Origin of the sequence: Micromonospora musae, assembly GCF_003626635.1 — a bacterium.
GTDB classification, from domain to species: Bacteria; Actinomycetota; Actinomycetes; order Mycobacteriales; family Micromonosporaceae; genus Micromonospora; species Micromonospora musae.
Map to the genome: position 1 here is coordinate 187,368 of NZ_RAZT01000007.1, position 23,861 is coordinate 211,228.

Genomic DNA, 23,861 nt, shown 5'->3' on the forward strand with positions numbered 1-23,861 from the left:
ACGGGCGGTCAGCCGAGCGGGACTCCGGTCGCGATGAAGCGGTCGGGGCGAACGATCGTCACCTGCCCTTGCGCGAACCCGTCCACGTCGGCGAAGACGGCGTCGCGCGCGGTGAGCCACGCCCGGGTCTCGGGATCGAGGATGCCCGCACCGCCGGAGAGCACGCCCCACCGGTTACCCAGCAACGCGTCGAGGGTGGTCCGTCGACCGTCGACGACGAGCGGGGTGTCGGGCAGCTGCCGGGTGCCGTCGGGGAGCCGCTCGGGCGCCGCGGCAGCGGTGGCGACGCGCGCGTCGAGGCCCGGGAGCAGCCCGGCGGTCCGTACGACGCCGCGCAGGGCGGCGGCGGCGAGATGGTTGCGGCCGAGCACGATCCGGCCGGTGCGGAGCGCGGTCCGGGTCATCCGCGTCACAGCCGGCCGCCGCTCGCGTTCGTACCTGTCGAGGTCGGCGGGCGCGTCGGTCAGCAGCCAGGAGAGGGTCGCGACGTCGCGCAGGCCGGCGCCGAGGCCCTGGCCGGTGAAGGGCGGCATCGAGTGCGCGGCGTCGCCGGCGAGCAGTACCCGGCCACGGCGCCACGCCGACGCCGTACGGGCGTGGAAGGTGAAGACGGCGGCCCGCTCGACGCGGAGCGCCGCGGGGTCGGCCCAGGGTCGGATCAGTTCGTCGGCCCGCGCTGTCATGCCGGCCGGATCCTCGCCCGGCAGCAGCATCCACTCCCACCTCCGGGCACCCGGTCGTTCGAACGCCACCATGGGCCGAGCGGGGTCGAGTACGTAGGAGAAGGTCGGCTCGCCGGTGCCGGGCTCGTCGGTGCGGGCGTCGACGACCAGCCACGGCTCCGGGTAGCTGACGCCGTCGTAGCCGACTCCGATCAGGCCCCGCACGGTGCTCGACGCCCCGTCGCAGCCGACGAGCCAGGCTGCGGTCAACGACGAGCCGTCGTCGAGGGTGACGGTGACCCGGTCGGCGGACTGCTGGAGCGCCGTCACCGACCGCCCCGCGTACAGCCGGACCGTCTGTGTCCGCGCCAGCCGGTCGCGTAGCGCCCGCTCGAGGCGCGGTTGGTCGAGCATGACGCCGGCCGGGACGCCGTCGGGCAGGCGCAGCGTCAGCAGGGGGCGGCGGTCCGGAGCGAGCAGTTGCGAGCGGCGCAACGGCACCGCCCAGTCCTCCCAGCCGGCCAGGCCGTCGATGCGGCGGAGGATCCGCTGGGTGTGCGCGTCGAGGACCGCCGCGCGCGGGTGCGGGTGCGACGGGGAGCCGGCGTCGGCTGCCGGGTCCACGACGGCGACCCGGACGCCCCGGCCGCCGAGCAGCGCGGCGAGTACGGCTCCGACGGGTCCACATCCGGCGATCAGCACATCCGCGTCCACGAATCGAATCTCGCCGCCGGCGCGCCCGTTGGCAAGGCCGGCGCGGGGAGACGGCCCGGAGAGGCGGCCGTTCCTCGCCGCTCGGCCGGGTTCGACCCGCCGCCGCTCATTCACATTTCATGAGCACCGCCGTGTGGTACGACTGCCGGAAAGGCGGCCAGATCAGGCAGAAACGGGCGGGTCGATGACGAGTGGGGCAGCCGCGCTGCTGCGACGACCGGAGGCGCCTCGGGCCGCCTTCCTGGAACTCTTCTTCGACCTGGTCTTCGTCTTCACGCTCGCCGCCCTCGCCGCCGGTCTGGTCAAGAACCTGAGCTGGCACGGCGCCTTCCACACGCTGGTGCTGCTGCTCGCCCTCTGGATGGTCTGGACCGCCACGTCGGGGCTGACCGACCGGTTGGATCCGCAGCACCCGGTGGTGCAGCTGCTGGTTCTCGCGACCATGTTCGGCACCCTGCTGATGGCCGCCGCGGCCCCCGAGGCGTTCGACGGGAAGGGCGCCTTCTTCGCGGGTACGTGGGTCGTCACCCAGGTCTGCCCTGCCGTCCTCGTGGTCTTCCTGCTGCGTGGCCACGAGGCGTGGCGGGCCTTCGTGCGGGTGCTCTTCTGGCACTGCGTGGCCTCGGTGCCGTGGATCGTGGGTGCGTTCACGCACGGGGTGGCGCGTGACGTGTTGTGGGCGTCGGCGGTGGGTCTGGAGTGCGCTGCCCTCGCATTCGGCCTGCCGACACCCGGGCTGGGGCGGGCGTACATGCGGCCCGAGTTCGCGATCTCCGGCGAGCACCTGGCCGAACGTCACCGGCAGCTCTTCATCGTCGGGCTCGGTGAGCTCGTCCTGGTCACCGGGCTGACGTTCAGCGGGAGCGAGTTCGGGTCCGGGCAGATCGCGGCGGTCGTGGTCGCGTTCGTCACCACGGCGCTGCTGTGGCGGATCTACCTCCACCGGGCCGGAAGCCTGCTGGCGGTGGCGATCGGAGCCGCCGGCGACCCCGTCCGGGCCAGCATCTGGGCGCTCTACTCCCACCTGCTGATGGTCGGCGGAATCGTGCCCAGCGCCATCGCCGTGGAGCTCGTCATCGAGCACCCGTTCGGGCACGTGCAGCCGGCGTTGGTCGCCGTCATCCTCGGCGGACCCACGCTCTTCCTCGTCGGGCGGGGCATGTTCGAGTACGCGGTCTTCGGCCGGGTGTCCCGGAATCGCGTGATCGGGGCGGGCCTGCTGGTCGTCGGCTCACCGGCGATGATGTTCCTGCCGCGGTTGCTGGTCGCCGTGGTGCCCGCTCTCGTCCTGGCCTGGATCGCGGTGACCGACGGGATCCGCGCCCGAGGACGCCCGGCCGAGCTGCCGGCGCCACCGCTGTAGCCGGCCGGGCGCCGGATGCGAGGAAGGCCCAGGCCGTCCGGCTCGCCGCCGGCAACCTGGGCCTTCCGTGTCACGCCTGGCGCTTGTGCCGCCGGGCTGCGGGGTCAGAGGAACGTGTACATCTCCGCGGCGGCGTCCTCGGTCTCGCCGGCGGGCGGCGCCTCCACCTTCACCGGCTCGCCGAAGCCATGCATCTTCATCTCGGTGACCAGATCGCCGAGGCTCTTCGTGGCGATCGTGTACGAGAGGGAGGTGACGCGGCCCTCGGCGTCGACGGTCGCCTCGAACGGAATCGCCTTCGGGTCCTTCGCCAGCTTGGCGGTCGACTCGAGGCCGTCGCGCATCCCACCGTCGGCGGGCGCGGCCTGCACGGCCTTCTCCAGGTCGGCGGTGCCCTTGTAGCTGCCCTCGCCCACCTTCTCGGCGGTGACGATGCCGCCGACCAGGCCGGTCTGCGACTCCAGGTCGAAGGACTGGCGCAGCGAGCTCTCCGGCCGCAGCTTCGTGAGGTCGATCTTCATCCACGGCTTGCCGCTGCCGGACGCCTCCATCTTGATGTAGGCGGCGTCGCCGATGAGCCGGGCCTCCATCTCCTCGGGTGCCGTGGTGGTGACCGTGAGCACCTTGGCGGCCGGGTCCATCTTGCCGGTGAGCTCCATCGTCGCCGGGCCGGCCTTCACCGAGGCGTCCATGATGACCGTGCCAGCGAGGCTGCGGCCCATGCCCTCCTTGATGGCGGTGACCGGGTCGGCCGCGCTGCTGGCGGACGAGCCGGCCGTGGGGCTGTCGGAGTTGGTGCCGCAGCCGGCCACGAGAACGGCGAGGGCGATCGAAACGACGGGAATCAGTCGACGCATGGGCATGAGCCTATCGGTGGGCGCCGTCATTTTCCGGCCGGGCCTGGTCAGCCGGGGTCGAGCGGGGAGGAGTCGCGCCCGTAGTCGCGTTCGACGGTGGCGATCCGGACGCGGTAGTCGTCGTACCAGACGTCGCGGCCGCGACGTTGGGCGACGAGGTGCGCGGCGACCCGCTTCCAGCCCTGCGCCGCCGTCTGATCCGTCCAGTACGACACGGTGATCCCGACGTCCTCGCGGGCCGACTCGATGCCGAGGAAGCCGGGCTGTTCCCGGGCCAGCTCCGCCATCGACGCGGCCATCACCGCGTATCCGTTGTCGCCGGGGGTGCGGACGGAGGTGAAGATGACCGCCACGTACGGCGGGGCCGGGGTGTCGGCGAAGGGGTGGCTCGACATGGGCGCCAGCATGGCACAGCGGGTCTCCGGTGCGGATGGGGTCAGGCCTCGACCGCTTCGGGCAGCTCGCGTAGGCGGCGGACGGGGGAGAAGAGCACCCAGAGCACGCCGGCCAGCGCGCCCACAGTCGCGATCCAGAGCGCCTCGCGTACGCCGAGAGCGGCACCCAGGGCGCCGCCGATGAGCGCGCCGATGGGCCGGATGCCGTAGTTGATCGTGCGTCGTACCCCGGTGGCCCGGGCCAGCATCGTCTCCGGGGTGAGGGCGGTCTGCACGGAGCCGGTGACGATGTCGAGCACCATCACGCCGACGGCGCAGAAGAACTCGGCGGCGAAGAGCATGCCCAGCACCACGGGTGTCGGGCCGTCGGCCAGCGGGACGAGCAGCAGCGGAGCGGGGAAGAGCAGGAAGCCGCTCACCAGTGTCGGGCCGATGCCGAAGCGGCGGGTCAGCCGGCCGGTGACCGCGGCGCCGAAGAGGCCACCCACCGCGCCCGCGCCGAGCACCGTACCGAGCAGGCCGGGCGAGAGGTGCAGCTCGGTGGTGGCGTAGAGGACGAAGAGCGCGGCGAACATGAAGTTGAAGAGGTTGACAGTGGTGGTGCCGAGCACGATCGCCCGCATCATCGGCGTTCCGGCGATGAACCGTAGGCCGGCGGCGATCCCCAGGCCACGGCCGCGGACCGGCGCCGGCTCCGTGGTGCGCATCCGGGCCAGGAAGGCGGCGGACCAGACGTACGACAGCGCGTCGGCGACCAGCGCGATCGGTGCGGTGAGCAGCTGCACCAGCAGACCGCCGATGCTCGGCCCGGCGACCAGGGACAACCCCCGGCTGCCGTTGATCAGCGTGTTCGCCTCGACGTAGTCCCGACGCTCCACCAGGGACACGAAGAGCGGCCCCCGGGAGACCTCGAAGAGGACCGCGAGGGTGCCCACCGCGAACGCCACGCCGTAGAGCTGGGTCAGGGTGAGGACGTCGAGCAGGTAGGCGGCGGGGATCGTGGCGAGCAGCAGCGCCCGGCCGACGTCACTGAGGACCATGATGCGCCGTTTCCGGGCGAGCCGGTCCACCCACGCCCCGGCGAGCAGGGAGAAGAGGAGGTTCGGCGCCAGCGCGGCGGCGGTCAGGTAGCCCATCTGGGTCGGCCCGGCGTCGGTGATGAGCACGGCGAGCAGCGGCAGCGCCAGCGTGGAGATCTCGTCTCCGAAGTACGACACCGTCTGCGCCGCCCAGTACCGGCGGAACATCCGCTCCTGCAGCAGCCGAGGCAGCCGGAGGCGGTTGAGCGAGCCACCGGGGCCGCTGCCGGTCGGGCCGTCGATCGTTCCGGCCCCGATCGGTCCGCTGTTGGGCACGGCACCGGTCGGGCCGCCGGTCGGCGCGGTTCCGATCGGTCCGCCGTCGGGCGCGATGCCGGTCGGTCCACCGCCGGAAACCGTGCGGGTCCCGCCGCCGTTGGGCACCGTGCCGGTCGCGCCGCGGTTGGGCACCGTGCCGGTCGCGCCGCCGGTGGTAGCGGTGCGGGTCGGCACGGCGTCGCCGGAGGTCGGGCCGCCGGGCGTCAGGCCGCTGGCCGGATCGCCGCTCACCGGGCGCCGCCCGGTGCCTCGGGCGCCTCTGTGGTGGGTGCCGGCGTGGCGGGCAGGGCGCCGTCGGTCGGTGACGGCGAGAGCACCGCGAGCTGGATCAGGCTGACCCGGCGCGCGTCTGCCGGCCGCCGGGACGGGTCGAGGATCCGATCGTCGTACTCGGAGAGCACCTCGTCGAGCCGGCGCGTCAGCTCGGCCAGCTCGTCGGCGGTCACGTAGAGCGACTGGTCGCTGAAGCCGGTGACGGCTCGCCAGGCCGCGGATTCGTCGGCCCGCCGAAGGAGGAACTCCTCCGCGCGGCGGGTGTAGAGCGCGAGTTGGGCCGCGTTCAACTCGTCGGTGGCGGCGCGCACCTGCGGGTCGTCGGAGTCGTCGTCCCAGGAGGTGGCGAGCGCCGTGGCGCGCCAGGGCCGCTCCCGGGCGTCCGCTCCCGGTGACCGCTCGGCGAGGCCGTACTTGGCGAGCTGGCGGAGGTGGAACGAGCAGTTCGGCACGCTCTCGCCGAGCTGCTCGGCGGCCTGGGTGGCGGTCATCGGTCCGTGGGCGCGCAGCAGCCCGAGCAGCGCCATCCGCAGCGGGTGGGCGTACCCCCGCAGGGCCTTCGGGTCGGTCAGCTTAGTCCTGGAGAGCGACATACGCTAAAGCTATCTTTATAAAGATGTCTTTAGCAATAGCGGAGCCGACCTCGACTCGGCACGCGGCGCCGATCAGGCGTAGAGCTTGCGCAGGTAGTCCGGGCCGTAGTGGCGCTCCAACTCCGCGAGCTCCTTCTCCGGCGCCTCCAGCTCCTTCACGAGCCGCGCCCGGGAGGGCAGCACCTCCGGCTGCCAGCTCTCCGGCTTCCACAGCTGCGAGCGGAGGAATGCCTTCGGGCAGTGGTAGAAGATCTGCTCGATCTCCACCAGCACGGCGAGGACGGGACGGTGACCCTTGACGGTCAACTCCTCGAACCAGGGCGCGTCCCGGACCAGCCGCGCGCGTCCGTTGATCCGCAGCGTGTCGGAGCGCCCCGGAATCATGAAGAGCAGCCCGACGTGCGGGTTCTCCAGAATGTTGCGGTAGCCGTCCGCCCGCCGGTTGCCCGGCCGCTCCGGCAGCGCGATCGTCGTGTCGTCGAGCACCAGAGCGAAGCCCGGTGGGTCGCCCTTCGGCGAGACGTCGCAGCTGCCGTCCGCGCCGGCCGTCGCGACCAGACAGAACGGCGAGGCGGCCAGCCACTGCCGGTCCAGGTCGTGCAGCCGGACGCGCTCCTTGTTGGCGGCGTGCGCCGTCGGCTCGCCGAGCAGCTCGCGTAGCTCCTCCGTCGACGTGATCTCCACCGTCACAGGTCCTCCCGGGGGCGAGTGTGCGGGTGGCGCCGCCACGCTGCGGCCCGTGTCGCCCAGCGTACGACCGGCCGGACCAAGGTTTGCCGGCTGCGGCCCGGGGTACCGCGTTCCGCGGACGCGCTGATCCGAGGGGAGACCACGGCATGGGCGAGAGCACGGCATGAGCCAGCGAATCATCGGGCACTGCGGGGTTGAGCCTCAGGTCGTGATCGACCGGAGGGAGAGCACGGCATGAGCGAGCGTAGCGAGCGAATCATCGGGCACTGCGCGGTTGAGCCTCAGGTCGTGATCGACCGGAGGGAGAGCACGGCATGAGCGAACAGGGTGGCGGGCTCGGCCGCTGGCGCGGCCGGCAGCAGGGCTGGGACCCGATGGGCGAACTCCAGTCGCTCCGCGCCGAGCTGCGCCGGTTGGTCAGCGGTCGCTCCGGTCCGCCGGAAGTGGAGCTGACCGAGGTGCCCGACGGCTGGGAGGTCATCGTCCGGCTGCCCGGCGTGGCACCGGAGGAGGTCGCCGTCGAGCTGGACGATCGAGACCTGTGCGTACGGGCGCGCTCCGAGGCGGAGGTCAACGCCGACCAGGGCATTCCCGGCGGCTTCGAGGCCCGCGGCTTCGAGTACCGCGTGGAGCTGCCCAGCCGCGTCGACCCGGACGTCATCGACGCGGTGATGGACCACGGGCTGCTCCGGGTCCACCTGCCGCGATCCGCCCGGCCCGCGCCGCGCACCATCACCGTCGGCCGTACCGGGCCGCGTACCGGCCCGCTCGGCAGCCGTACGCCGGCACCGGGTGATCCCGCCGCGGACCGGGAGCTGCACCGCCCGGACACCGCCGCCGGCGAGATCGACAGGCCTTAGCGGTCCGGCGTGGTCGCCCCGTCCCTGCTCGGCCCGGTCGCCGAGCGTGTACCCGAGGTCGAACGGATCGCCGTGCTGCGCGCGAACGCGCTCGGCGACTTCATCTTCGTACTGCCGGCGCTGGACGCGCTGCGGGCCACGTACCCGCAGGCGGAGATCGTGCTGCTCGGCGCGCCGTGGCACGTGCAGCTCTGGCGCGACCGGCCGGGCCCGGTGGACCGGGTGCTGGTGGTGCCGCCCGCGGACGGCATCCGCCGGCCGGAGCCCGACGAGAAGCCGGCGACGACCGACGAGTTCCTCGCGGCGGCCCGCACGGAGCGCTTCGACCTGGCGTTGCAGCTGCACGGCGGTGGCGCCAACTCGAACCCGCTGATCAGCGCGCTCGGGGCCCGGGTGACGGCCGGGCTGCGCACCGAGAACGCGCCGCCGCTGGACCGGTGGATCCGGTACGTCTACTACCAGCACGAGGTGATCCGCTACCTGGAGGTGGCGGCGCTCGTCGGCGCGCCGGCCACCACGATCGTGCCCGCGCTCGCAGTCACCGCAGTGGACCGGGCCGAGGCGGCCGAGGTGCTCGGCCCGGTCGAGCGGCCCCGGGTGGCGCTGCACCCGGGCGCGACCGACACCCGGCGGCGCTGGCCCGCCGAACGCTTCGCCGAGGTCGCCCGCGACCTGGTCGGCGCGGGGTACGAGGTGCTGGTCACCGGCACCCCGGCCGAGCGGGAGGTGGTGGATCGGGTGGTCGCGGCGGCCGGGGTGCCGGTCCGGCCACAGGTCGGCACGCTCAGCCTCGGCGGGCTCGCCGGCTGCTACGCGGAGTGCGCGCTGGTCGTCTCGAACGACACCGGGCCGCTGCACCTGGCCGCCGCGGTCAACACCCCGACGGTCGGTATCTTCTGGGTCGGCAACCTCATCAACACCGCGACACCGCTGCGCGGCCGGCACCGACCGATCATCTCCTGGACGGTGCGCTGCCCGGTCTGCGGCGTGGACTGCAGCACGACCGACATCTACCCGCACCGGCCCGGCGACGACGGGTGCCCGCACCGGGACTCGTTCGTGACCGACGTACCGGTGGCCGAGGTGCTCGAGGCCGCCCACGAGCTGCTCCCCTGACGGGGACGACGCCCTCAGGCCGGTTGGGCGGCGTCCTCGTCGGCGAGGACTACCTCCCACGCCTCGACGTCCCGCTCCGTTACGGTGGTCGGCGACTCCAGGTGGTACGCCCCGCTGGGCAGCACCCCCGCGCCCCCGTGCCGCGCCAGGACGGCGAGCTGGGCGGCGACGTCCTCACCCTGATGCTTCTCCTGCACCCGTCGCCAGAAGTCGAAGCCGCCCGAGTCGACCAGCTTCGCCCGGTCGTAGAGGACGCACCCGCCGATCCAGGAGACCTTGTACGCGCGCCAGGCCCCGGACGAGAGCGCCAGCTTCTCCGTCAGGTGCAGCAGGTTCGCCGCCGAATGGATCCGCGCCCGGTCCCACTCCGGCGTGCCCGGACGGATCCGCTCCGGCACCGGTCTGCCGCCCCACTCCTCGTAGTGCCCGTGCGTCTCGGGCCGTACGTCGTCCAGGTAGGAGAGACCGTGCACGGCGTTGCCCACGAACCCGCAGCCGAGCTCGGTCAGCACGGTCACCAGCCGGTGCAGCGTCCCCGGTTCCAGCCAGACGTCGTCGTCGAGGAAGAGCACGTACCGGGCCGTCGACGCGGCGAGCAGGTAGGCCCGGTGCTCGGCCAGCCCCCGGCGCGGCAGCCGGCGGGTGAGCAGCACCGGGTGACCCCGGTGGCGTAGCGCCCGGACCATCGTCGCCGCCGCCGGGTGGGCGTACGCGGGCTCCCCGTCGGACTGGTCGCTCACCACCACCCCGAACCCGGGCACCCCCTCCTGGGCGGCCAGCCCGGAGAGGGTGACCGCCAGTTCGGCGGGGCGGTTACGGGTCGGGATCAGCACGTCGACCAACCGGTCGGTGCGGAACTGCTCCGGAGTGCCCGGATCGAGCGGCCGGTTCACGACGGCTTGCTGGACATCGACGGGTCGGTCTCCCGCTCCTGGCTGTGCGTACGGATCCGCTCGATGATCCGCGAGGTGGAGCGGTCCGGCACGTAGCCGAGGGTGCGCACCTGCCCGCCCAGCCGGCGGACCAGCGGCGCCTCCGGCACCATCTCCGGCGGGTAGTCGCCGCCCTTGACGTACACGTCCGGGCGGACGACCTCGATCAGGGCGGCCGGCGAGTCCTCCTCGAAGACCACCACATGGTCCACGCAGGAGAGGGCGGCGAGCAGGGTGGCGCGGTCCTCGACCGGGTTCACCGGGCGGTCCGGCCCCTTGAGCCGGCGCACGCTCTCGTCGGCGTTCACCGCCACGATCAGCAGGTCACCGAGGGCGCGGGCCTGCTCCAGGTAGCGGACGTGGCCCCGGTGCAGCACGTCGAAGCAGCCGTTGGTGAAGATCACTGAGCGGCCGGCGTCGCGCTGGGCGGCCACGATGGCGCTCAGCTCGTCCCCGTCGACCACCACCGGGTGCTCGGCGTCGCGCACCGGTTGGTCGAGCGCGGAGAGCAGATCCTCGCGGCGGCAGACGCAGGTCCCGGTGTCCGAGACGGTGATGGTGGCGGTGAGCTGGGCGAGCTGGGCCGCCGTCGACAGCGGCGCGCCGGCGGCCAGGGCCAGGGTCATCGCCGCCAGGTACGCGTCCCCGGCCCCCACCGCATGGCTGGCCGGAACGGGGGTGCTGTGGCTGCGTCGCCGCTCCCCGTCGGCCGCGCCGACCACCGCGCCCTCGGTGTCCAGGGTCACCGCCACCACGTCGGCGCCGGTGTGCGCGTGCAGCTCGGCGAGGCGGGACTCGGCCAGCATGGCGCGATCGACGCCCTCGCCGGCGGCCGCGTTCACCGTGACACCGGTCGCCGTCACGCTGAGCCCGTCGCCGGTCATCGCCACCCGGCCCTCGCCGGGGGTGGGCTCGCCGGTGGGACCGGTGCCCGCCGGGTCGGGCCCGGTCGGGCCGGTGCTCGTCCGGACCGCCGGGGAGTCCTCCGCCCGGGTCGTACGGTCGCCGGGCGCGGCGCCGACGGTCAGCTCGGACGGGCCGTCGGCCGGGTCGCCGTCCGGATGGTCGAGGTGCAGCTCGGTGCCGCCGCTGCGCCGGGCGGCCCGGGCCAGCAGGCGGGTCGCCTCGGCGAAGCTCGGGGTCACGACGGTCGGGGCGAGACCGCGCCAGTCGGCGAGGTCGTGCGCGTCCAGCGCCACGGTGGCGTAGCGCTCCCGGTTGGCGACCAGCCAGGCGCGTACCGGCGCGGGTAGGGCACCGAGTCCGTAGTCGCAGACCACCATGGTGGGCGCCTCCCCGCCGGCCACGGCGCACAGCTCCTCGGTGGCGCAGTCCAGCGCGGTGAGCAGCCGCTGCACCCCCTCCGGGTCCAGCGGGTCGTCCGGCTCACCGGAGTCCTCGCGGAGCAGGATCTGGTTGCCGGCCAGCATTCGCCGCTTCAGGGGGGTGGGCCGGCCGGGCTGGTTGACCGTACGGTCCCAGACCCCGGCCCGGTCGAGGCAGTCGTGCAGTTCGTCGCCGGCAACGTCGGCGCCGACCGGGGCCACCAGCAACGCGCGGCCGCCGAGCGCGGCGATGTTGACCGCGGTGTTCGCGGCTCCGCCGGCCGCCGAGATCCGGCGGCGGAGGGTGAGCACCGGCGCGGGCGCCTCCCGGCAGAGCCGGTCGGACTCCGCGAACCGCCACTCGTCGAGCATGGCGTCACCGATCACCAGGACCGGGCGTCCCTGCCAGCTCTCCACCACGCTGGCGAGCCGCCGCTGTTCCGCTGCTGCTTCTGCCATGTCGTTGCGGATCCCCCCGGCCCGATGGGTCAAACCCGGTCGCGGGCGGGCTGCTCACGGTGGCGGCGGTCACCATGGCCGGGGTTTTCGTACCTTGCGTCCCGGGAACGATCCAGCTGTACCCCTCGGAGAGGAGATGTTCAGCAGATGTCAGCGACGACACTTCAGGGCAAGCGGATCGCCTTCCTGGCCGCCGACGGGGTGGAGGAGGTCGAGTACGTCCAGCCCCGCGCGGCGGTGGAGCAGGCCGGCGCGACGGCTGAGCTGGTCTCGGTGAAGCCGGGCTCGATCCAGTCCTTCAACCACCTCGACCACTCGAAGACCTACGACGTGGACGTCACGGCGGCGGACGCGGACGCCGGCAGCTACGACGCGCTCGTGCTGCCGGGTGGGGTGGCGAATCCTGACTTCCTGCGTGCGGACGCGGACGCGGTCCGGTTCGTGCGCGCGTTCTTCGACGCGGGCAAGCCGGTCGGGGTGATCTGCCACGGGCCGTGGACGCTGATCGAGGCGGACGTGGTGCGGGGCCGCCGGATCACCTCCTGGCCGAGCCTGCGCACCGATCTCGTCAATGCCGGCGCGAGCTGGGTCGACGAGGAGTGCGTGACCGACAACGGGCTGGTCAGCAGCCGCAGGCCCGACGACCTCCCCGCCTTCTGCGCGAAGATCGTCGAAGAGTTCGCCGAGGGCCGCCACTGACCCGGTGATCATGAGGTTGACGGCGTTCTGGATCTCCGGAGTCGCCGCCAACCTCATGATCGACAGTGCGAGATCTTCCGGTCGGGGCATGTTCCTCGCCTGCCGGGAAAGAAGGGCGGGTGACCAGCGAAGCGCAACCCGGGACCATGCTGAACCGCCGGCAGATCCGCCTGCTCATGGTCGGCCTGATGACCGGCATGCTGCTGGCGGCGCTCGACCAGACCATCGTCGGTACGGCCCTCCCGACGATCGTCGGCGAGCTGGGCGGGATCAACCACTACTCGTGGGTGGTGACCGCGTACCTGCTCGCCTCGACCGCGTCGACGCCGCTGTACGGCAAGATCTCCGACCTCTACGGCCGGCGTCCGGTCTTCCTCTTCGCGATCGGCGCGTTCCTGGTCGGCTCGCTGCTGGCCGGGCTGTCACAGAACATGACCCAGCTGATCCTCACCCGGGGCGTGCAGGGACTCGGCGCCGGTGGCCTGATCACGCTCGCGTTCACCATCATCTCGGACGTGCTGTCGCCGCGGGAACGCGGCCGCTACCAGGGCCTCTTCGGTGCGGTCTTCGGCATCGCCTCGGTGGCCGGCCCGCTCGTCGGCGGGTACTTCGCGGAGACGAACTGGCGGTGGATCTTCTACATCAACGTTCCGCTGGCCCTCGTGGCGATCGTGGTCTGCTACCACGTGATGCGGATGATCCCGTTCGAGCAGCGGGAGCGGAGCATCGACTGGCTCGGCGCGGCGCTGCTGGTGGCCGGGGTGAGCTCCCTGCTGCTGGCGCTGAGCTGGGGCGGCAACGAGTACGCCTGGGGCTCCGGCGTGATCATCGGGCTGATCGTGGCCGGGGTGGTGCTCGGTGCGCTCTTCGTGCTCCAGGAGCGCCGGGTCGCCGAGCCGATCCTGCCGCTGCACCTGTTCCGGCTGCGTACCTTCGCGCTGGCCAACACCGCCGTCTTCGTCATCGGCCTGGTGATGTTCGGGTCGATCATCTTCATCCCGCTCTACCTGCAGATCGTCAAGGGCGCCTCGCCGACCCAGAGCGGTCTGCTGATGCTGCCGATGATGGTCGGCATCATCGGCACCTCGATCCTCACCGGCCGGGCGATGACCCGGATCGGGCGCTACAAGTGGTTCCCGGTCATCGGCTCGGTGGTGCTGGTCGTCGGGATGCTGCTCTTCACCCAGCTGCACGTGGCGACCACGCTCTGGCTGGCCTTCCTCTACATGGTGGTGATCGGCGTCGGGCTGGGTCTCTGCATGCAGTCGCTGATCCTCGCCGTGCAGAACGCCGTCTCCGTCCGGGACCTCGGTGCCGGCACCTCCTCGGCGACCTTCTTCCGGTCGCTCGGCGGCTCGTTCGGGGTGGCCATCCTCGGCACCGTGCTCTCCTCGGGGCTCGCCACCGGGCTGGCCGGTCGGTTGCCCGCCGCGATCGCGCAGCTGCCCCCCGACCAGCGGGCCGCCGCGGAGGCGGCCGGCGGGACGAACATCTCGATCAACGACCCGGCGACCATCATGGCGTTGCCCGGGCCGGTCCGGAACGCGATCCAGGAGGCGTTCGTGGCGGCGCTGCACCCGGTCTTCCTGACCGCTGGCCTGATCGCGATCGTGGCCGTGCTGGTCACGGTCGCCATGCCGAACGCGCAGCTGCGCGGGGCCGGCCCGGAGGGCGCCACCGGTGGTGCCGACCCGCTCGGCGGCAAGGCGCCGGCGGCCGGTGGCAAGCCGCTGTCGCAGGAGTCCAAGGACCAGGCCGCCGCCCAGATGGAGGCCAACTCCCAGACGATGATCTGAGCGCCGGACGCCCCGGCGCCCGGCGCCGTGGCCGCGGGCAACGGTCGAAGGCGATGCGGCGGCCCCGACAGCGGCCGAAGGCGGCGCGGGCAACGGTCGAAGGCGGATCCGCGGTTGCGGGCCGCCTTCGGCGTCACTTCAGGATCAGCCGGTTCGTCTGCTCGAAGACGTCCAGGTCGGCGAGGGTCTCCAGGACCGAGGCGGAGAGCGGCGACGGGAACTGCTCCCGGTGGAAGAAGGCGGCGTCGGTGGTCTCGTCGGTCACCCGGGCGAGGCTGCCGTCCCACTCCTCGACCCGGAACGCGGTCGTGAAGATCTGGTACGTGTGGCCGTACATGTTGGTGTGCGTACGGTCCGGGCCGGTGTAGAGGGCGAACGCGCACACCCGCAGGGCCCGCAGTCCGGTCTCCTCGCGCACCTCGCGTACCGCGCAGTCGGCGATCGACTCACCGAGCTCCATCGCGCCGGCCGGCATCGCCCACTGGCCGTTGTCCGACCGCCGGATCAGCAGGACGCGCCCGGCGTTGTCCCGCACCACGGCTCGGGCCCCGACGAACATCAGCGTCCGGTCTCCGGCGATGGCGCGTAGCTGCCCCACGTAGGAATCGGCCCAGGAGATGCTCACCCGGACAATCTACGAGTCGCGGCTCGGAGCGGACGGCTTTCCGGGGTTCCCAAGATGTGACCGACGACACTAATTTGTCAGCCATGCGGAGCACGATGATGGACGCCCCTCTCCAGGTCTCCCGGATCCTCGACCACGGCGCCACCGTGCACGGCACGGCCGAGGTGGTCACCTGGACCGGCGCCGAGCCCAGCCGGATGACGTACGCGGAGGTCGGGCGGGCCGCCGCCCGTCTCGCCCACGGTCTGCGCGCCGAGTGCGGCGTGACCGGTGACGAGCGCGTCGCCACCTTCATGTGGAACAACAACGAGCATCTGGTCGCGTACTTCGCGGTGCCGAGCATGGGCGCCGTGCTGCACACGCTGAACCTCCGGCTCTTTCCGGACCAGGTCGCCTACATCGCCAACCACGCCGAGGACCGGGTGGTGCTGGTCGACACCACGTTGATCCCGCTGCTGGCCCGGGCGATCGGGGCGATGACCACCGTGCGCCACGTGGTGGTGGTCGGTGGCGGCGATCCGGCTCCGCTCGTCGAGGCGGCCGGCGACCGGATCACGGTGCACCGCTGGGACGACCTGCTCGCGGGCCGCCCCGACACGTACGACTGGCCCGAGGCGAACGAGCGGGACGCGGCGGCGCTCTGCTACACCTCGGGGACGACGGGCAACCCGAAGGGCGTGGCGTACTCGCACCGCTCGATCTACCTGCACACCCTCCAGGTCTGCATGCCGGAGGGCTTCGGGCTCCGGCCGACCGATCGGGAGCTGGCCATCGTGCCGATGTTCCACGCGATGTCGTGGGGGCTGCCGTTCGCGGCGTTCCTCTCCGGCGCGTCGCTGATCATGCCGGACCGCTTCCTCCAGGCCGAGCCGATCGCCGCGATGATCGCCGCCGAGCGGCCCACCCTGGCGGGTGCGGTGCCGACCATCTGGACCGACCTGCTGGCCTATCTGGACACCCACGAGGTGGACATCTCCTCGTTGCAGGAGGTGATCGTCGGCGGCTCGGCCTGCCCGCCGGCGCTGATGCACGCCTTCGCCGAGCGGTACGACGTCCAGGTCGTCCATGCCTGGGGCATGACCGAGATGTCACCCCTGGGTTCGGTCTCCCGGCCGCCTCGCGGGGCGAGCGGCGAGGAGGCCTGGCGCTACCGCTACACGCAGGGGCGGATTCCGGCCGGGGTGCAGGCGCGCATCGTCGGGCCGGCCGGAAAGGAGCTGCCCGCCGACGGCACGTCCGTGGGTGAGCTGGAGGTCCGCGGGCCGTGGGTCACCGCGCGGTACGTCGGCGACGACGCCCCGGACGAGGAGAAGTTCCGCGACGGCTGGCTGCGTACCGGGGACGTGGGAACGCTCTCGTCGGACGGCTTCATCACCCTTACCGACCGGGCGAAGGACGTCATCAAGTCCGGCGGGGAGTGGATCTCGTCGGTCGAGTTGGAGAACGCCCTGATGGCGCACCCGACCGTGCTGGAGGCCTGCGTGGTCGGGGTGCCGGACGAGCGTTGGGACGAGCGTCCGCTCGCGACGGTGGTGCTCCGGGAGGGTGCCTCGGTCACCGCGGAGGAGTTGCGGGACTTCCTCGCCGCGTCGGTGGCCCGCTGGCAGTTGCCGGAGCGGTGGGCGTTCGTCGAGGCGGTGCCGAAGACGAGCGTCGGCAAGTTCGACAAGAAGGTCGTCCGTTCGCGGTACGCCGAGGGCGAACTCACCGTACGGGTGTTGAGCGCCCCGTAACGTTTCCGCACGGGCTGACGCCTGACTGAGGAGAGACTCTCCTCCCCAGGGGCGGCCCCGGCGTTCGCACCGCGCCGGGGCCGCCCGTTCCACGCGGGGCGACCCGCAAATCCATTATTGCGAGAGTTGTTCGCCTCCGTCCCGATGACGGCGAAATCCGATCGTGCCGGGACGTCACTGCTCGCTGGTGCTGATCAGCACCTTTCCGACCACCGAGTTCTCCACCGCCTGATGCGCCGCGGCGGCCGCGCTGAGCGGGTGGTGGTGCAGCGGCAGCCCGGCCTCCTCGCCCACCCGGATCGCGCCCTGCACGACGGCGGCGCAGACGTCGCGGACCCCGTGCGCCTTGGCCGCCTTCGGCTCGGTGTAGACCAGCACGAACTGCCAGCGCGCGTTCGGCGTCATCGAGGGGCGGATCGGGAGGGTGACCTCGTCGCCGCCGTCGTTGGCGTACACGCAGACCGCGCCGCCGCTGCGCAGCAGCTGCACGTCGATCTCCGCGTTCGCCGCGGGAGCGACCTCGACGATCGTGTGCACCCCGTCGGGCGCGATCTTGCAGACCTCCGCCACCACGTCCTGCTCGCGATAGTTGATCACGTGGGTGGCACCGGCCGCCGCCGCGAGCTGCGCCTTCTCAGGGCTGCTCACCGTCGCGATGACGCAGGCGTCGGCCCAGCGCGCCAACTGGATCGCCGCGTTGCCCACCGCGCCCGCGCCGCCCTGCACCAGCACCGTGTGGTCGCTGAGCGCGCCCGCGTGCAGCTTCTGCGGCATGTACTCGCCCACCGTCAGGCAGCGGTGCGCGGTGAGGAACGGAATGCCGAGGCAGGCGCCCAGGTCGAACGAGGCCGAGCCCAGGCTCACCGCCTGCCGGACCGGCACCACGGTGTACTCGGCAGTGGTGCCCCACGGCCGCTGCCAGGCGGCCTCCCAGAGCCAGACCCGCTCGCCGATCAGCTGCTGGTCCACGCCCTCGCCGACCGCCTCGACCACCCCGGCGCCGTCCTGCCCGGGAATCTGCCACCCGCCCGGCACCGGCCCGTTCCGTCGCGCCTTCCAGTCGGTCGGGTTCACCCCGGAGACGGCCACCCGCACCAGGACCTCACCGGGCCCCGGCTCCGGCACCGGCCGGTCGACCAGCTGAAGCACCGACGGATCGCCGGTGCGCTCGTACACGATCGCCTTCATCGCCGTCCTCTCTCGTGCTTTGAACCGGTGCCCACCGCCCTCAAGCCGACCGTATGTGCTCGGCCCTGCCGGGGCGGCGGTTCACGGCAGGCGCTCCACCACCTCGGGAGTCAGCTCGTCGACCGAACCCAGCGTCACCGCGGCGAGCTGCGCCGCGTCCGGATCCAGCGGGTACGACCCGTGCGGTACCGCCACCACCCGCATCCCGGCGGCGGCCGCCGACCGCACCCCGTTCGACGAGTCCTCCACGGCGGCGCAGCGCGTCGGGTCGACGCCCAGCCGCCGGGCCACGGCGAGGTACACGTCCGGCGCCGGCTTGCCGCGGGCGGTCTCCTCGGTGGAGAGCGTCGTGCGGAACGAGTCGGTCAGCCCCGTCACGGCCAGCGTCGCGGCGATCAGCCGGGTCGGCGAGGAGCTCGCGAGCCCCAGCGGCCAGCGCGCGGCGATCCGGCGCACCACCTCGTCGGCGTCGTCGATCAGCGGTACGCGCTCCGCGTAGCGCCGGGTCATCTCGTCGACCACCTCCGTGGCCACCTGCTCGGCGGTACGAGTGACGCCGAGTTCGCCGCTCAAGTACTGGGCCCACTCGCCGGTGCTCATCCCCATCAGCCGGCGCTGGCTGTCCGGTTGCCAGATACCGCCGTGCGTCGCCACGTATGCCCGCCGGACCTCCTCCCAGACCGGCTCGGAGTCCACGATCACGCCGTCCAGGTCGAAGATCACCGCATCCACCACGTCCCCATCCTGCCCGATCGCCCATCGCCGGCAAGCCGGGCGGGCCGGGCGTTCGCCCCACCCGGTGAGGGTGCGCGGGTGGTGGGCGGGGCGCGCGGTCACTCCGGCAGCGGCGGTAGCCCGATCGGGTTGTCCGGCGGCAGGACCTTGTGGCAGGCGCGGGTGACGGGGTGCAGCACCTCGCAGAGCCGCTCGACCCGGTCCGCGCCGAGCGCCCGCCAGGGTCGGGCGGCCGCCGCGTCCGTCGCCTCCTCGACCGCCTGGAAACCGGCGTGGCCCCGCTCGGTCGGCTTCCCGTCCGACGTGAGCCAGCCGCGCTCGGTCAACCGCTCCCGGGCGCCCCGCCACTGCTCCTCGGTCCAGCCCCGCCCCAGCAGGTTCACCGCGGGCATGTCCACCGCGACCCGCCAGGCGAGCGTCTCCACCGGGTCGAGGCCGGCGGCGACGAGTGCGGCGACGTGCCCGTCGCCCCGGTGCTCGCGCAGAGTCGTGGCGGCCTGCCAGAGCCGGGCCAGCGGGTACTCGCCGGCGGGCAGGGCGGCGTTGGCGGCGCCGAGCACCCGACCACCGGTCTCGGCCGCGCCGGCCGCCACCTCGAGCAGCTCCGCGGCCTCGGCCAGGTGCGTCTCGGGCAGCTCGTAGGTCAGCTCCGCGAGCGCCTGCACCGCGCCGGTGAGCCGGGCCCGCAACGCCTCCTGCGGGGTGGCGAGCCGCCACACGGCCGGCAGCGCCCGGCTCACCATCGACGGTGCGAAGGAGAAGAAGGCGGCGATCACCGGGGCGGCGTCGGTAGCGCCGAGCGGCGCGGCCCGGCCCGCGAAGTACCCCCGCCAGTACCCGCGCAGCCCGGCCGCCTCGTACGCGGCTCGGCTGCGCGGGTGGAAGTACGTCACCGCGTGCACCGGTTCGTAGTACCGCCACAGAAGTCGAGCGGTCCGGCCGAGGTCGTCCAGCGCCGTCACGTGCACGTGCACCTCCACGTCGCGTCCGAGGTCGACCCCGGGCCGAAACGACCCAGGGTGACCCGGAACCTACTGGAGGTGCGTAACGGGCCGGAAGCCCTCTGTGGTCAACTGCATCACCATCAGGTGACGGAGCGGGACGAACCGGTACGCCGGTCGATCACTGGGCGGCGAGGACGTCCACCACGAAGCGCAGCGGGCCGGAGACCCCGTTGGCGGCGTCGTCGCCGTACGCCAGCTCGGAGGGGATGTCGAGCTGCACCCGGCTGCCCACCGTGACCCCGACGAGGCCCTGGTCCCAGCCCGGGATGACCTGGCCGACGCCGATCGGGAAGCTCGCCGGCTCGCCCCGGCTCCACGACGAGTCGAACTCCTTGCCGTCCTTGTAGAGCACGCCCACGTAGTTCGTGGTGATCGTCTGGCCGGCCTTCACCGCCGGGCCGGTGCCCTTGATCAGCGGGGTGACGGTGAGCTTCGTCAGGTCGCCCTTGCCGGCGGTGACCTTGGGTGCGGTGTTCAAGGCCGGATCCGCGCCCTCGGGCAGCTGCGGCGCGGCGGGGGTGGCGGGGGCCTGCTCGCCGGCGGCGGTCGCGGACGGGGAGGCGTCGGCCTGCGGGGCAGCGTCGTCGTCGCCCCCCTGACCGACGATCACGAAGACGGTGACCAGCACCGCGACCACGGCGAGGGCGGCGAGGCCACCGAGCCATGCCTGCCGGCGGCGCTTCGCCTCTGCCGCCTTCTGCGCGGCCAGCTGAGCGGCCAGTCGCCGCTCCGTTTTCGACCGGTTCTGGGTCCGCTCGCTCACTCGTCGACTCCCTGGGAAGAGGTGGGTGGCCGGCACCGGTGCCGGGAGACAGCCGACGCACACGGTACCCGCCCGGAGGCCTCCGGTGCCCGCCCTGGCGCTGCGGATCCGCCCCGGCGGCCGCCACCGACGGGACCGGTGGCCGTCGCGGCCGCCGCCACCCACGGACCGGGGTTCGTCGTGGCCGGTACCGGCCGGACAGTCGCGGCACCTCGCCGTCGGCGTCGAGGCGGTCCGAACGGCCGGCCCGGCGGCCGGGCCGCCGGTAGATTCCGACCATGGCGATCCTGACCGACGACGACCTGGCCCTGCTGGCCGAGCCGCAGCTCGCGCACGTGGCCACGATCGAGGAGGACGGGAGCCCGCACGTCACGCCCGTCTGGATCGACACCGACGGTGAGCACATCCTGTTCAACACGATCAGAGGGCGGACCAAGTACGAGAACCTGCGACGAAACCCGCAGGTGGCGATCTCGGTGGCGGACCGGGCGAACGACTTCCGCACCCTCTGGATCAAGGGCCGGGCCGAGCTGGTCACGGAGGGCGCCGACGAGCACCTCGACCGGCTGGCGAGGAAGTACCTCGGCCAGGAGAGCTACCCGTTCCGGCAGCCCGGCGAGCAGCGGGTGATCATCCGGGTGACGCCGATGCGGAGGCTGGGCCGCACAGCGCTCTGAGTCGGGCCGCTCAGGCGGTCTTGCGGCTGGTCTTCTTGGCCGCCGCCTTCTTCGGGGCGGCCTTCTTCTCAGCCGCCGCGGTCTTCTTCGGCGCGGCCTTCTTGGCCGCCGTCTTCTTGGGCGCGGCCTTCTTCTCCGCGGTCTTCTTCGCCGCCGCACCGGCGGTCTTCTTCTCGGCCGCCTTCTTCTGCGCCGAGCGGGCCGACGAGATCGGGGTCGGCGCTCCGGCGCCCCGGCCACCCGCCGGCTCACCACGCGCCGAGCGGGCCCGCTCCACGGAGGCCTTCAGCGCGGCCATCAGGTCCACCGCGGCGGCGGGGGCCTCCTCGACCTCCTCCGGCTGGACCACCTCCCGGCCCTCGATCTTCGCGTCGATGACCTCCTGCAACGCCGCCCGGTAGTCGTCGGTGAAGACGTCCGGCTCGAACTCGCCGGTCATCGAGTCGATGAGCGAGCTGGCCATCGCCAACTCCGGGGGACGGACCTTGAGGTCCTCGTCCAGGAAACCGAAGTCGGGCCGGCGCACCTCGTCCGGCCAGAGCATGGTGTTGAGCAGCAGCACCCCCTCGCGTACGCGCAGGGTGGCGAGCTGCTCCCGCTGACGCAGGGCGACCTTCACGATGGCCACCCGCTCCGAGTCGAGCAGCGCGTCGCGCAGCAGCACGTACGGCTTGGTGGCCGCGCCGTCCGGTTCGAGGAAGTACGCCTTGTTGTAGAGGATCGGGTCCACCTGCTCGGCCGGCACGAACTCCAGCACGTCGATCGCGCGGGACGTGGTCAGCGGCAGATCGGCGAAGTCCTCGTCGGTGAGGATGACCATCTCGCCGCCGCCGATGTCGTAGCCCTTGGCGATGTCGTCGTAGGTGACCTCCTCCCCGTCGATCGAGCAGGTGCGCTTGTACTTGATCCGTCCGCCGTCCTCCCGGTGCACCTGGTGGAAGCGGATGTCCTTCTCCTCGGTGGCGGAGTAGAGCCGCACCGCGATCGAGACCAGCCCGAACGAGACGGCTCCTTTCCAGATGGCCCTCATGTCGGCTCCTCTCCCCGGTAGAGCCCAGGATCGCAAAGGATCGAAGCGGGCGCGAGGACTTCGGCCGCGAACTACAGTCAGGAGGTGCCCGGCGCGCCTCTGAAGCCGATGCTCGCGATGACCGGGCAGCTCCCGGTGGGTGCCGGTTGGGCGTACGAGTTCAAGTGGGACGGGGTGCGCGCGCTCGCCGACATCTCCGGCGGCCGGCAGCACCTCTACGCGCGTTCCGGTGTGGAGATCACCGCGGCGTATCCGGAGCTGGCCACGCTCCGCGACCAGGTGGACGACGCGCTGCTCGACGGCGAGGTGGTGCTGCTCGGCGAGACCGGACAGCCCTCGTTCACCGCGCTCGCCGAGCGGATGCACGTCCGGGACCGGAACAAGGCCGCTCGGCTGGCGGCGGTCATGCCGGTGACGTACATGATCTTCGACCTGCTCCGGCACGACGGCGAGGACCTGACGGGCCGGCCGTACGAACGCCGCCGGGAGGCCCTGGACGGCCTCGGCCTGGGCGGCGCCCGCTGGGCCGTACCGCCGGTCTTCTCCGATGGCCCCGCCACCTACGAGGCGGCCGGTGAGCACGGCCTGGAGGGGGTGATGGCCAAGCGGCTCGGCGCGACCTACCGGGCCGGGGTCCGCTCACCGGACTGGGTGAAGGTCAAGCTCGAGGTGACCGGGGACTTCGTGGTCGGCGGTTGGCGGCCGGGGGCGCGGAAGATCGGCGGTCTGCTCGTCGGGGTCCCGCGCCCGGACGGCCGGCTCACCTATCGGGGTCGGGTCGGCGGCGGGATCGGCGCCGCCCTGGAACGGCAGCTCCTCGCCGAGCTGGAGCCGCTGCGCACCGCCGAGGGCTCGTTCGCCGGGGATGTGCCCCGCGAGGATGCGCGAGGCGCGATCTGGGTAACACCCCGGGTCGTGGTGGAGGTCAAGTACGGCCAGCGCACCCCGGACGGGCGGCTGCGCTTCCCGCGGGTGCTCCGGCTCCGGCCGGACAAGCCGGCCGAGGAGGTGGACGATGTCGGCTGACCGGCTCCGGGTGGAGGTCGAGGGGCGCGCGCTGGAGCTCTCCAACCTGGACAAGGTGCTCTATCCGGCCGCAGGCTTCACCAAGGGCGAGGTGATCGACTACTACACCCGCATCGCCCCGGTGCTCCTGCCGCACCTGCGGGACCGGGCGTTGACCCGCATCCGCTTCCCCAACGGCGTCGAGGGCGGCTCGTTCTTCGAGAAGAACGCCCCGGCCGCCACTCCCGGCTGGGTGCGTACGGAGACACTGCCCGCACCCGGGTCGAGCAAGGGGCGGGAGACGATCGACTACGTGGTCGCCGACGACCTGCCCACCCTGGTCTGGCTCGCCAACCTCGCCGCGCTGGAGCTGCACACACCGCAGTGGAGGGTCGGCGAGCACCCGGACATGATGGTGGTCGACCTCGACCCGGGGGCGCCGGCGGCGTTGAAGCAGTGCTGCCAGGTGGCCCTGGCGATGCGCGACCGGCTCGCCGAGGACGGCATCGACAGCTACCCGAAGACGTCCGGGAAGAAGGGCATGCAGCTCTGCTGCCCGATCGCCGGCACCCAGTCCTCGGACGACGTGTCGGCGTACGCGAAGCGGATCGCTCAGGAGCTGGAGCGGGCGCATCCGAAGGTCGTCGTCTCGAAGATGGCGAAGAACCTTCGGGGCGGAAAGGTCTTCATCGACTGGAGTCAGAACAACGCGGCGAAGACCACAGTCGCGCCCTACTCGATGCGGGCCCAGTCGGTGCCGTCGGTGTCCACACCGTTGACCTGGGACGAGGTCGAGGCGGGCGCGGCCGGGAAGCGACCGGCGTCGAAGCCGTACACGACGGCCGAGGTGCTCCAACGGGTGGAGAAGTCCGGTGACCTGCTGGCCCCGCTGCTCGACGGCGGCCCCGAGCTGCCCGCGCCCTGAACCTGCCCCGCTCGTTCCGACGCCCGGCGGGCCGACGCCGATGAGCGGGCACACCCACCGGCGTCGGCCTGCCGGGTTCAGCTC

23 protein-coding genes are annotated in these 23,861 nt (G+C 72.6%); 9 read left to right on the plus strand and 14 right to left on the minus strand.

What is annotated here, in order from left to right; all coding sequences use genetic code 11:
• Positions 1-8: 8 nt before the first annotated feature.
• Positions 9-1,376 carry an FAD-dependent monooxygenase gene (locus D7044_RS15440; RefSeq protein WP_158610010.1) on the minus strand — a complete coding sequence of 456 codons (1,368 nt, stop codon included), beginning with the start codon at positions 1,374-1,376 and terminating at the stop codon, positions 9-11.
• 184 nt (positions 1,377-1,560) lie between these two features.
• On the opposite strand from D7044_RS15440, the gene D7044_RS15445 reads away from it, so the two are divergent.
• Positions 1,561-2,739: a low temperature requirement protein A gene (locus D7044_RS15445; RefSeq protein WP_120689346.1), complete on the plus strand. Its 1,179-nt coding sequence runs from the start codon at positions 1,561-1,563 to the stop codon at positions 2,737-2,739.
• Between the two features lie 104 nt (positions 2,740-2,843).
• Here the strand turns inward: D7044_RS15445 and D7044_RS15450 are convergent, their stop codons facing one another.
• From D7044_RS15450 to D7044_RS15475, 5 genes are all read right to left on the minus strand, one after another.
• The gene (locus D7044_RS15450; protein WP_120673661.1) at positions 2,844-3,596 is read right to left on the minus strand and encodes a hypothetical protein; all 753 of its coding nucleotides are present in this window, start codon (positions 3,594-3,596) and stop codon (positions 2,844-2,846) included.
• Between the two features lie 47 nt (positions 3,597-3,643).
• The gene (locus D7044_RS15455; protein ID WP_120689456.1) at positions 3,644-3,991 is read right to left on the minus strand and encodes an antibiotic biosynthesis monooxygenase family protein; all 348 of its coding nucleotides are present in this window, start codon (positions 3,989-3,991) and stop codon (positions 3,644-3,646) included.
• Positions 3,992-4,032: 41 nt separating this feature from the next.
• The gene (locus tag D7044_RS15460; protein WP_325050897.1) at positions 4,033-5,580 is read right to left on the minus strand and encodes an MFS transporter; all 1,548 of its coding nucleotides are present in this window, start codon (positions 5,578-5,580) and stop codon (positions 4,033-4,035) included.
• Positions 5,577-6,215, minus strand: a complete 639-nt coding sequence (locus D7044_RS15470; protein ID WP_120689348.1) for a winged helix-turn-helix domain-containing protein — start codon at positions 6,213-6,215, stop codon at positions 5,577-5,579. Before D7044_RS15470 ends, D7044_RS15460 begins: the two co-directional genes overlap by 4 nt.
• 72 nt (positions 6,216-6,287) lie before the next feature.
• Positions 6,288-6,905, minus strand: a complete 618-nt coding sequence (locus D7044_RS15475; protein WP_120689349.1) for a pyridoxamine 5'-phosphate oxidase family protein — start codon at positions 6,903-6,905, stop codon at positions 6,288-6,290.
• Positions 6,906-7,219: 314 nt separating this feature from the next.
• Between D7044_RS15475 and D7044_RS15480 the strand changes: the two genes are divergently transcribed.
• The gene (locus tag D7044_RS15480) at positions 7,220-7,765 is read left to right on the plus strand and encodes an Hsp20/alpha crystallin family protein (protein WP_120673658.1); all 546 of its coding nucleotides are present in this window, start codon (positions 7,220-7,222) and stop codon (positions 7,763-7,765) included.
• Between the two features lie 9 nt (positions 7,766-7,774).
• Positions 7,775-8,881 (plus strand): glycosyltransferase family 9 protein, encoded by a 1,107-nt coding sequence (locus D7044_RS15485; RefSeq protein ID WP_120689350.1) that lies wholly within the window; start codon positions 7,775-7,777, stop codon positions 8,879-8,881.
• A 14-nt stretch (positions 8,882-8,895) separates the two neighbouring features.
• Here D7044_RS15485 and D7044_RS15490 read toward each other — a convergent pair whose 3' ends face one another.
• The gene (locus D7044_RS15490; protein ID WP_120689351.1) at positions 8,896-9,774 is read right to left on the minus strand and encodes a glycosyltransferase family 2 protein; all 879 of its coding nucleotides are present in this window, start codon (positions 9,772-9,774) and stop codon (positions 8,896-8,898) included.
• A complete protein-coding gene (rfaE2, locus tag D7044_RS15495; protein ID WP_120689352.1) occupies positions 9,771-11,597 on the minus strand; it encodes a D-glycero-beta-D-manno-heptose 1-phosphate adenylyltransferase in 1,827 nt (608 codons plus the stop codon). Before rfaE2 ends, D7044_RS15490 begins: the two co-directional genes overlap by 4 nt.
• Before the next feature lie 147 nt (positions 11,598-11,744).
• Here rfaE2 and D7044_RS15500 point away from each other — a divergent pair, with 147 nt between their 5' ends.
• Positions 11,745-12,296, plus strand: coding sequence for a type 1 glutamine amidotransferase domain-containing protein (locus D7044_RS15500; protein ID WP_120689353.1), 552 nt, complete (start codon positions 11,745-11,747; stop codon positions 12,294-12,296).
• A 119-nt stretch (positions 12,297-12,415) separates the two neighbouring features.
• Positions 12,416-14,092: an MDR family MFS transporter gene (locus D7044_RS15505; RefSeq protein WP_233562884.1), complete on the plus strand. Its 1,677-nt coding sequence runs from the start codon at positions 12,416-12,418 to the stop codon at positions 14,090-14,092.
• 133 nt (positions 14,093-14,225) lie between these two features.
• On the opposite strand, the gene D7044_RS15510 is transcribed toward D7044_RS15505, so the two are convergent.
• Positions 14,226-14,717 carry an NUDIX domain-containing protein gene (locus D7044_RS15510; RefSeq protein WP_120673652.1) on the minus strand — a complete coding sequence of 164 codons (492 nt, stop codon included), beginning with the start codon at positions 14,715-14,717 and terminating at the stop codon, positions 14,226-14,228.
• A 98-nt stretch (positions 14,718-14,815) separates the two neighbouring features.
• Between D7044_RS15510 and D7044_RS15515 the strand changes: the two genes are divergently transcribed.
• Positions 14,816-16,450, plus strand: a complete 1,635-nt coding sequence (locus D7044_RS15515; protein ID WP_199716642.1) for a fatty acid--CoA ligase — start codon at positions 14,816-14,818, stop codon at positions 16,448-16,450.
• Between the two features lie 174 nt (positions 16,451-16,624).
• Here the strand turns inward: D7044_RS15515 and D7044_RS15520 are convergent, their stop codons facing one another.
• The 4 genes from D7044_RS15520 to D7044_RS15535 form a co-directional block, all read right to left on the minus strand.
• Positions 16,625-17,638: an NADPH:quinone reductase gene (locus D7044_RS15520; RefSeq protein ID WP_120689355.1), complete on the minus strand. Its 1,014-nt coding sequence runs from the start codon at positions 17,636-17,638 to the stop codon at positions 16,625-16,627.
• A gap of 81 nt (positions 17,639-17,719) precedes the next feature.
• Positions 17,720-18,373: an HAD family hydrolase gene (locus D7044_RS15525; RefSeq protein ID WP_120689356.1), complete on the minus strand. Its 654-nt coding sequence runs from the start codon at positions 18,371-18,373 to the stop codon at positions 17,720-17,722.
• Between the two features lie 98 nt (positions 18,374-18,471).
• Positions 18,472-19,326: an SCO6745 family protein gene (locus tag D7044_RS15530; protein WP_407663306.1), complete on the minus strand. Its 855-nt coding sequence runs from the start codon at positions 19,324-19,326 to the stop codon at positions 18,472-18,474.
• Between the two features lie 169 nt (positions 19,327-19,495).
• A complete protein-coding gene (locus D7044_RS15535) occupies positions 19,496-20,176 on the minus strand; it encodes an FKBP-type peptidyl-prolyl cis-trans isomerase (RefSeq protein ID WP_120673970.1) in 681 nt (226 codons plus the stop codon).
• 242 nt (positions 20,177-20,418) lie between these two features.
• Between D7044_RS15535 and D7044_RS15540 the strand changes: the two genes are divergently transcribed.
• Positions 20,419-20,817 carry a PPOX class F420-dependent oxidoreductase gene (locus D7044_RS15540; RefSeq protein ID WP_120673648.1) on the plus strand — a complete coding sequence of 133 codons (399 nt, stop codon included), beginning with the start codon at positions 20,419-20,421 and terminating at the stop codon, positions 20,815-20,817.
• 10 nt (positions 20,818-20,827) lie between these two features.
• Here D7044_RS15540 and ku read toward each other — a convergent pair whose 3' ends face one another.
• Positions 20,828-21,847 carry a non-homologous end joining protein Ku gene (gene ku, locus D7044_RS15545; protein ID WP_120689357.1) on the minus strand — a complete coding sequence of 340 codons (1,020 nt, stop codon included), beginning with the start codon at positions 21,845-21,847 and terminating at the stop codon, positions 20,828-20,830.
• A gap of 84 nt (positions 21,848-21,931) precedes the next feature.
• Here ku and ligD (D7044_RS15550) point away from each other — a divergent pair, with 84 nt between their 5' ends.
• Positions 21,932-22,873: a non-homologous end-joining DNA ligase gene (ligD, locus tag D7044_RS15550; RefSeq protein ID WP_120673646.1), complete on the plus strand. Its 942-nt coding sequence runs from the start codon at positions 21,932-21,934 to the stop codon at positions 22,871-22,873.
• Entirely contained in the window at positions 22,863-23,777 is a 915-nt protein-coding gene (gene ligD / locus D7044_RS15555) for a non-homologous end-joining DNA ligase (RefSeq protein WP_120689358.1), read from the plus strand. Before ligD (D7044_RS15550) ends, ligD (D7044_RS15555) begins: the two co-directional genes overlap by 11 nt.
• The last annotated feature ends 84 nt before the right edge of the window (positions 23,778-23,861 follow it).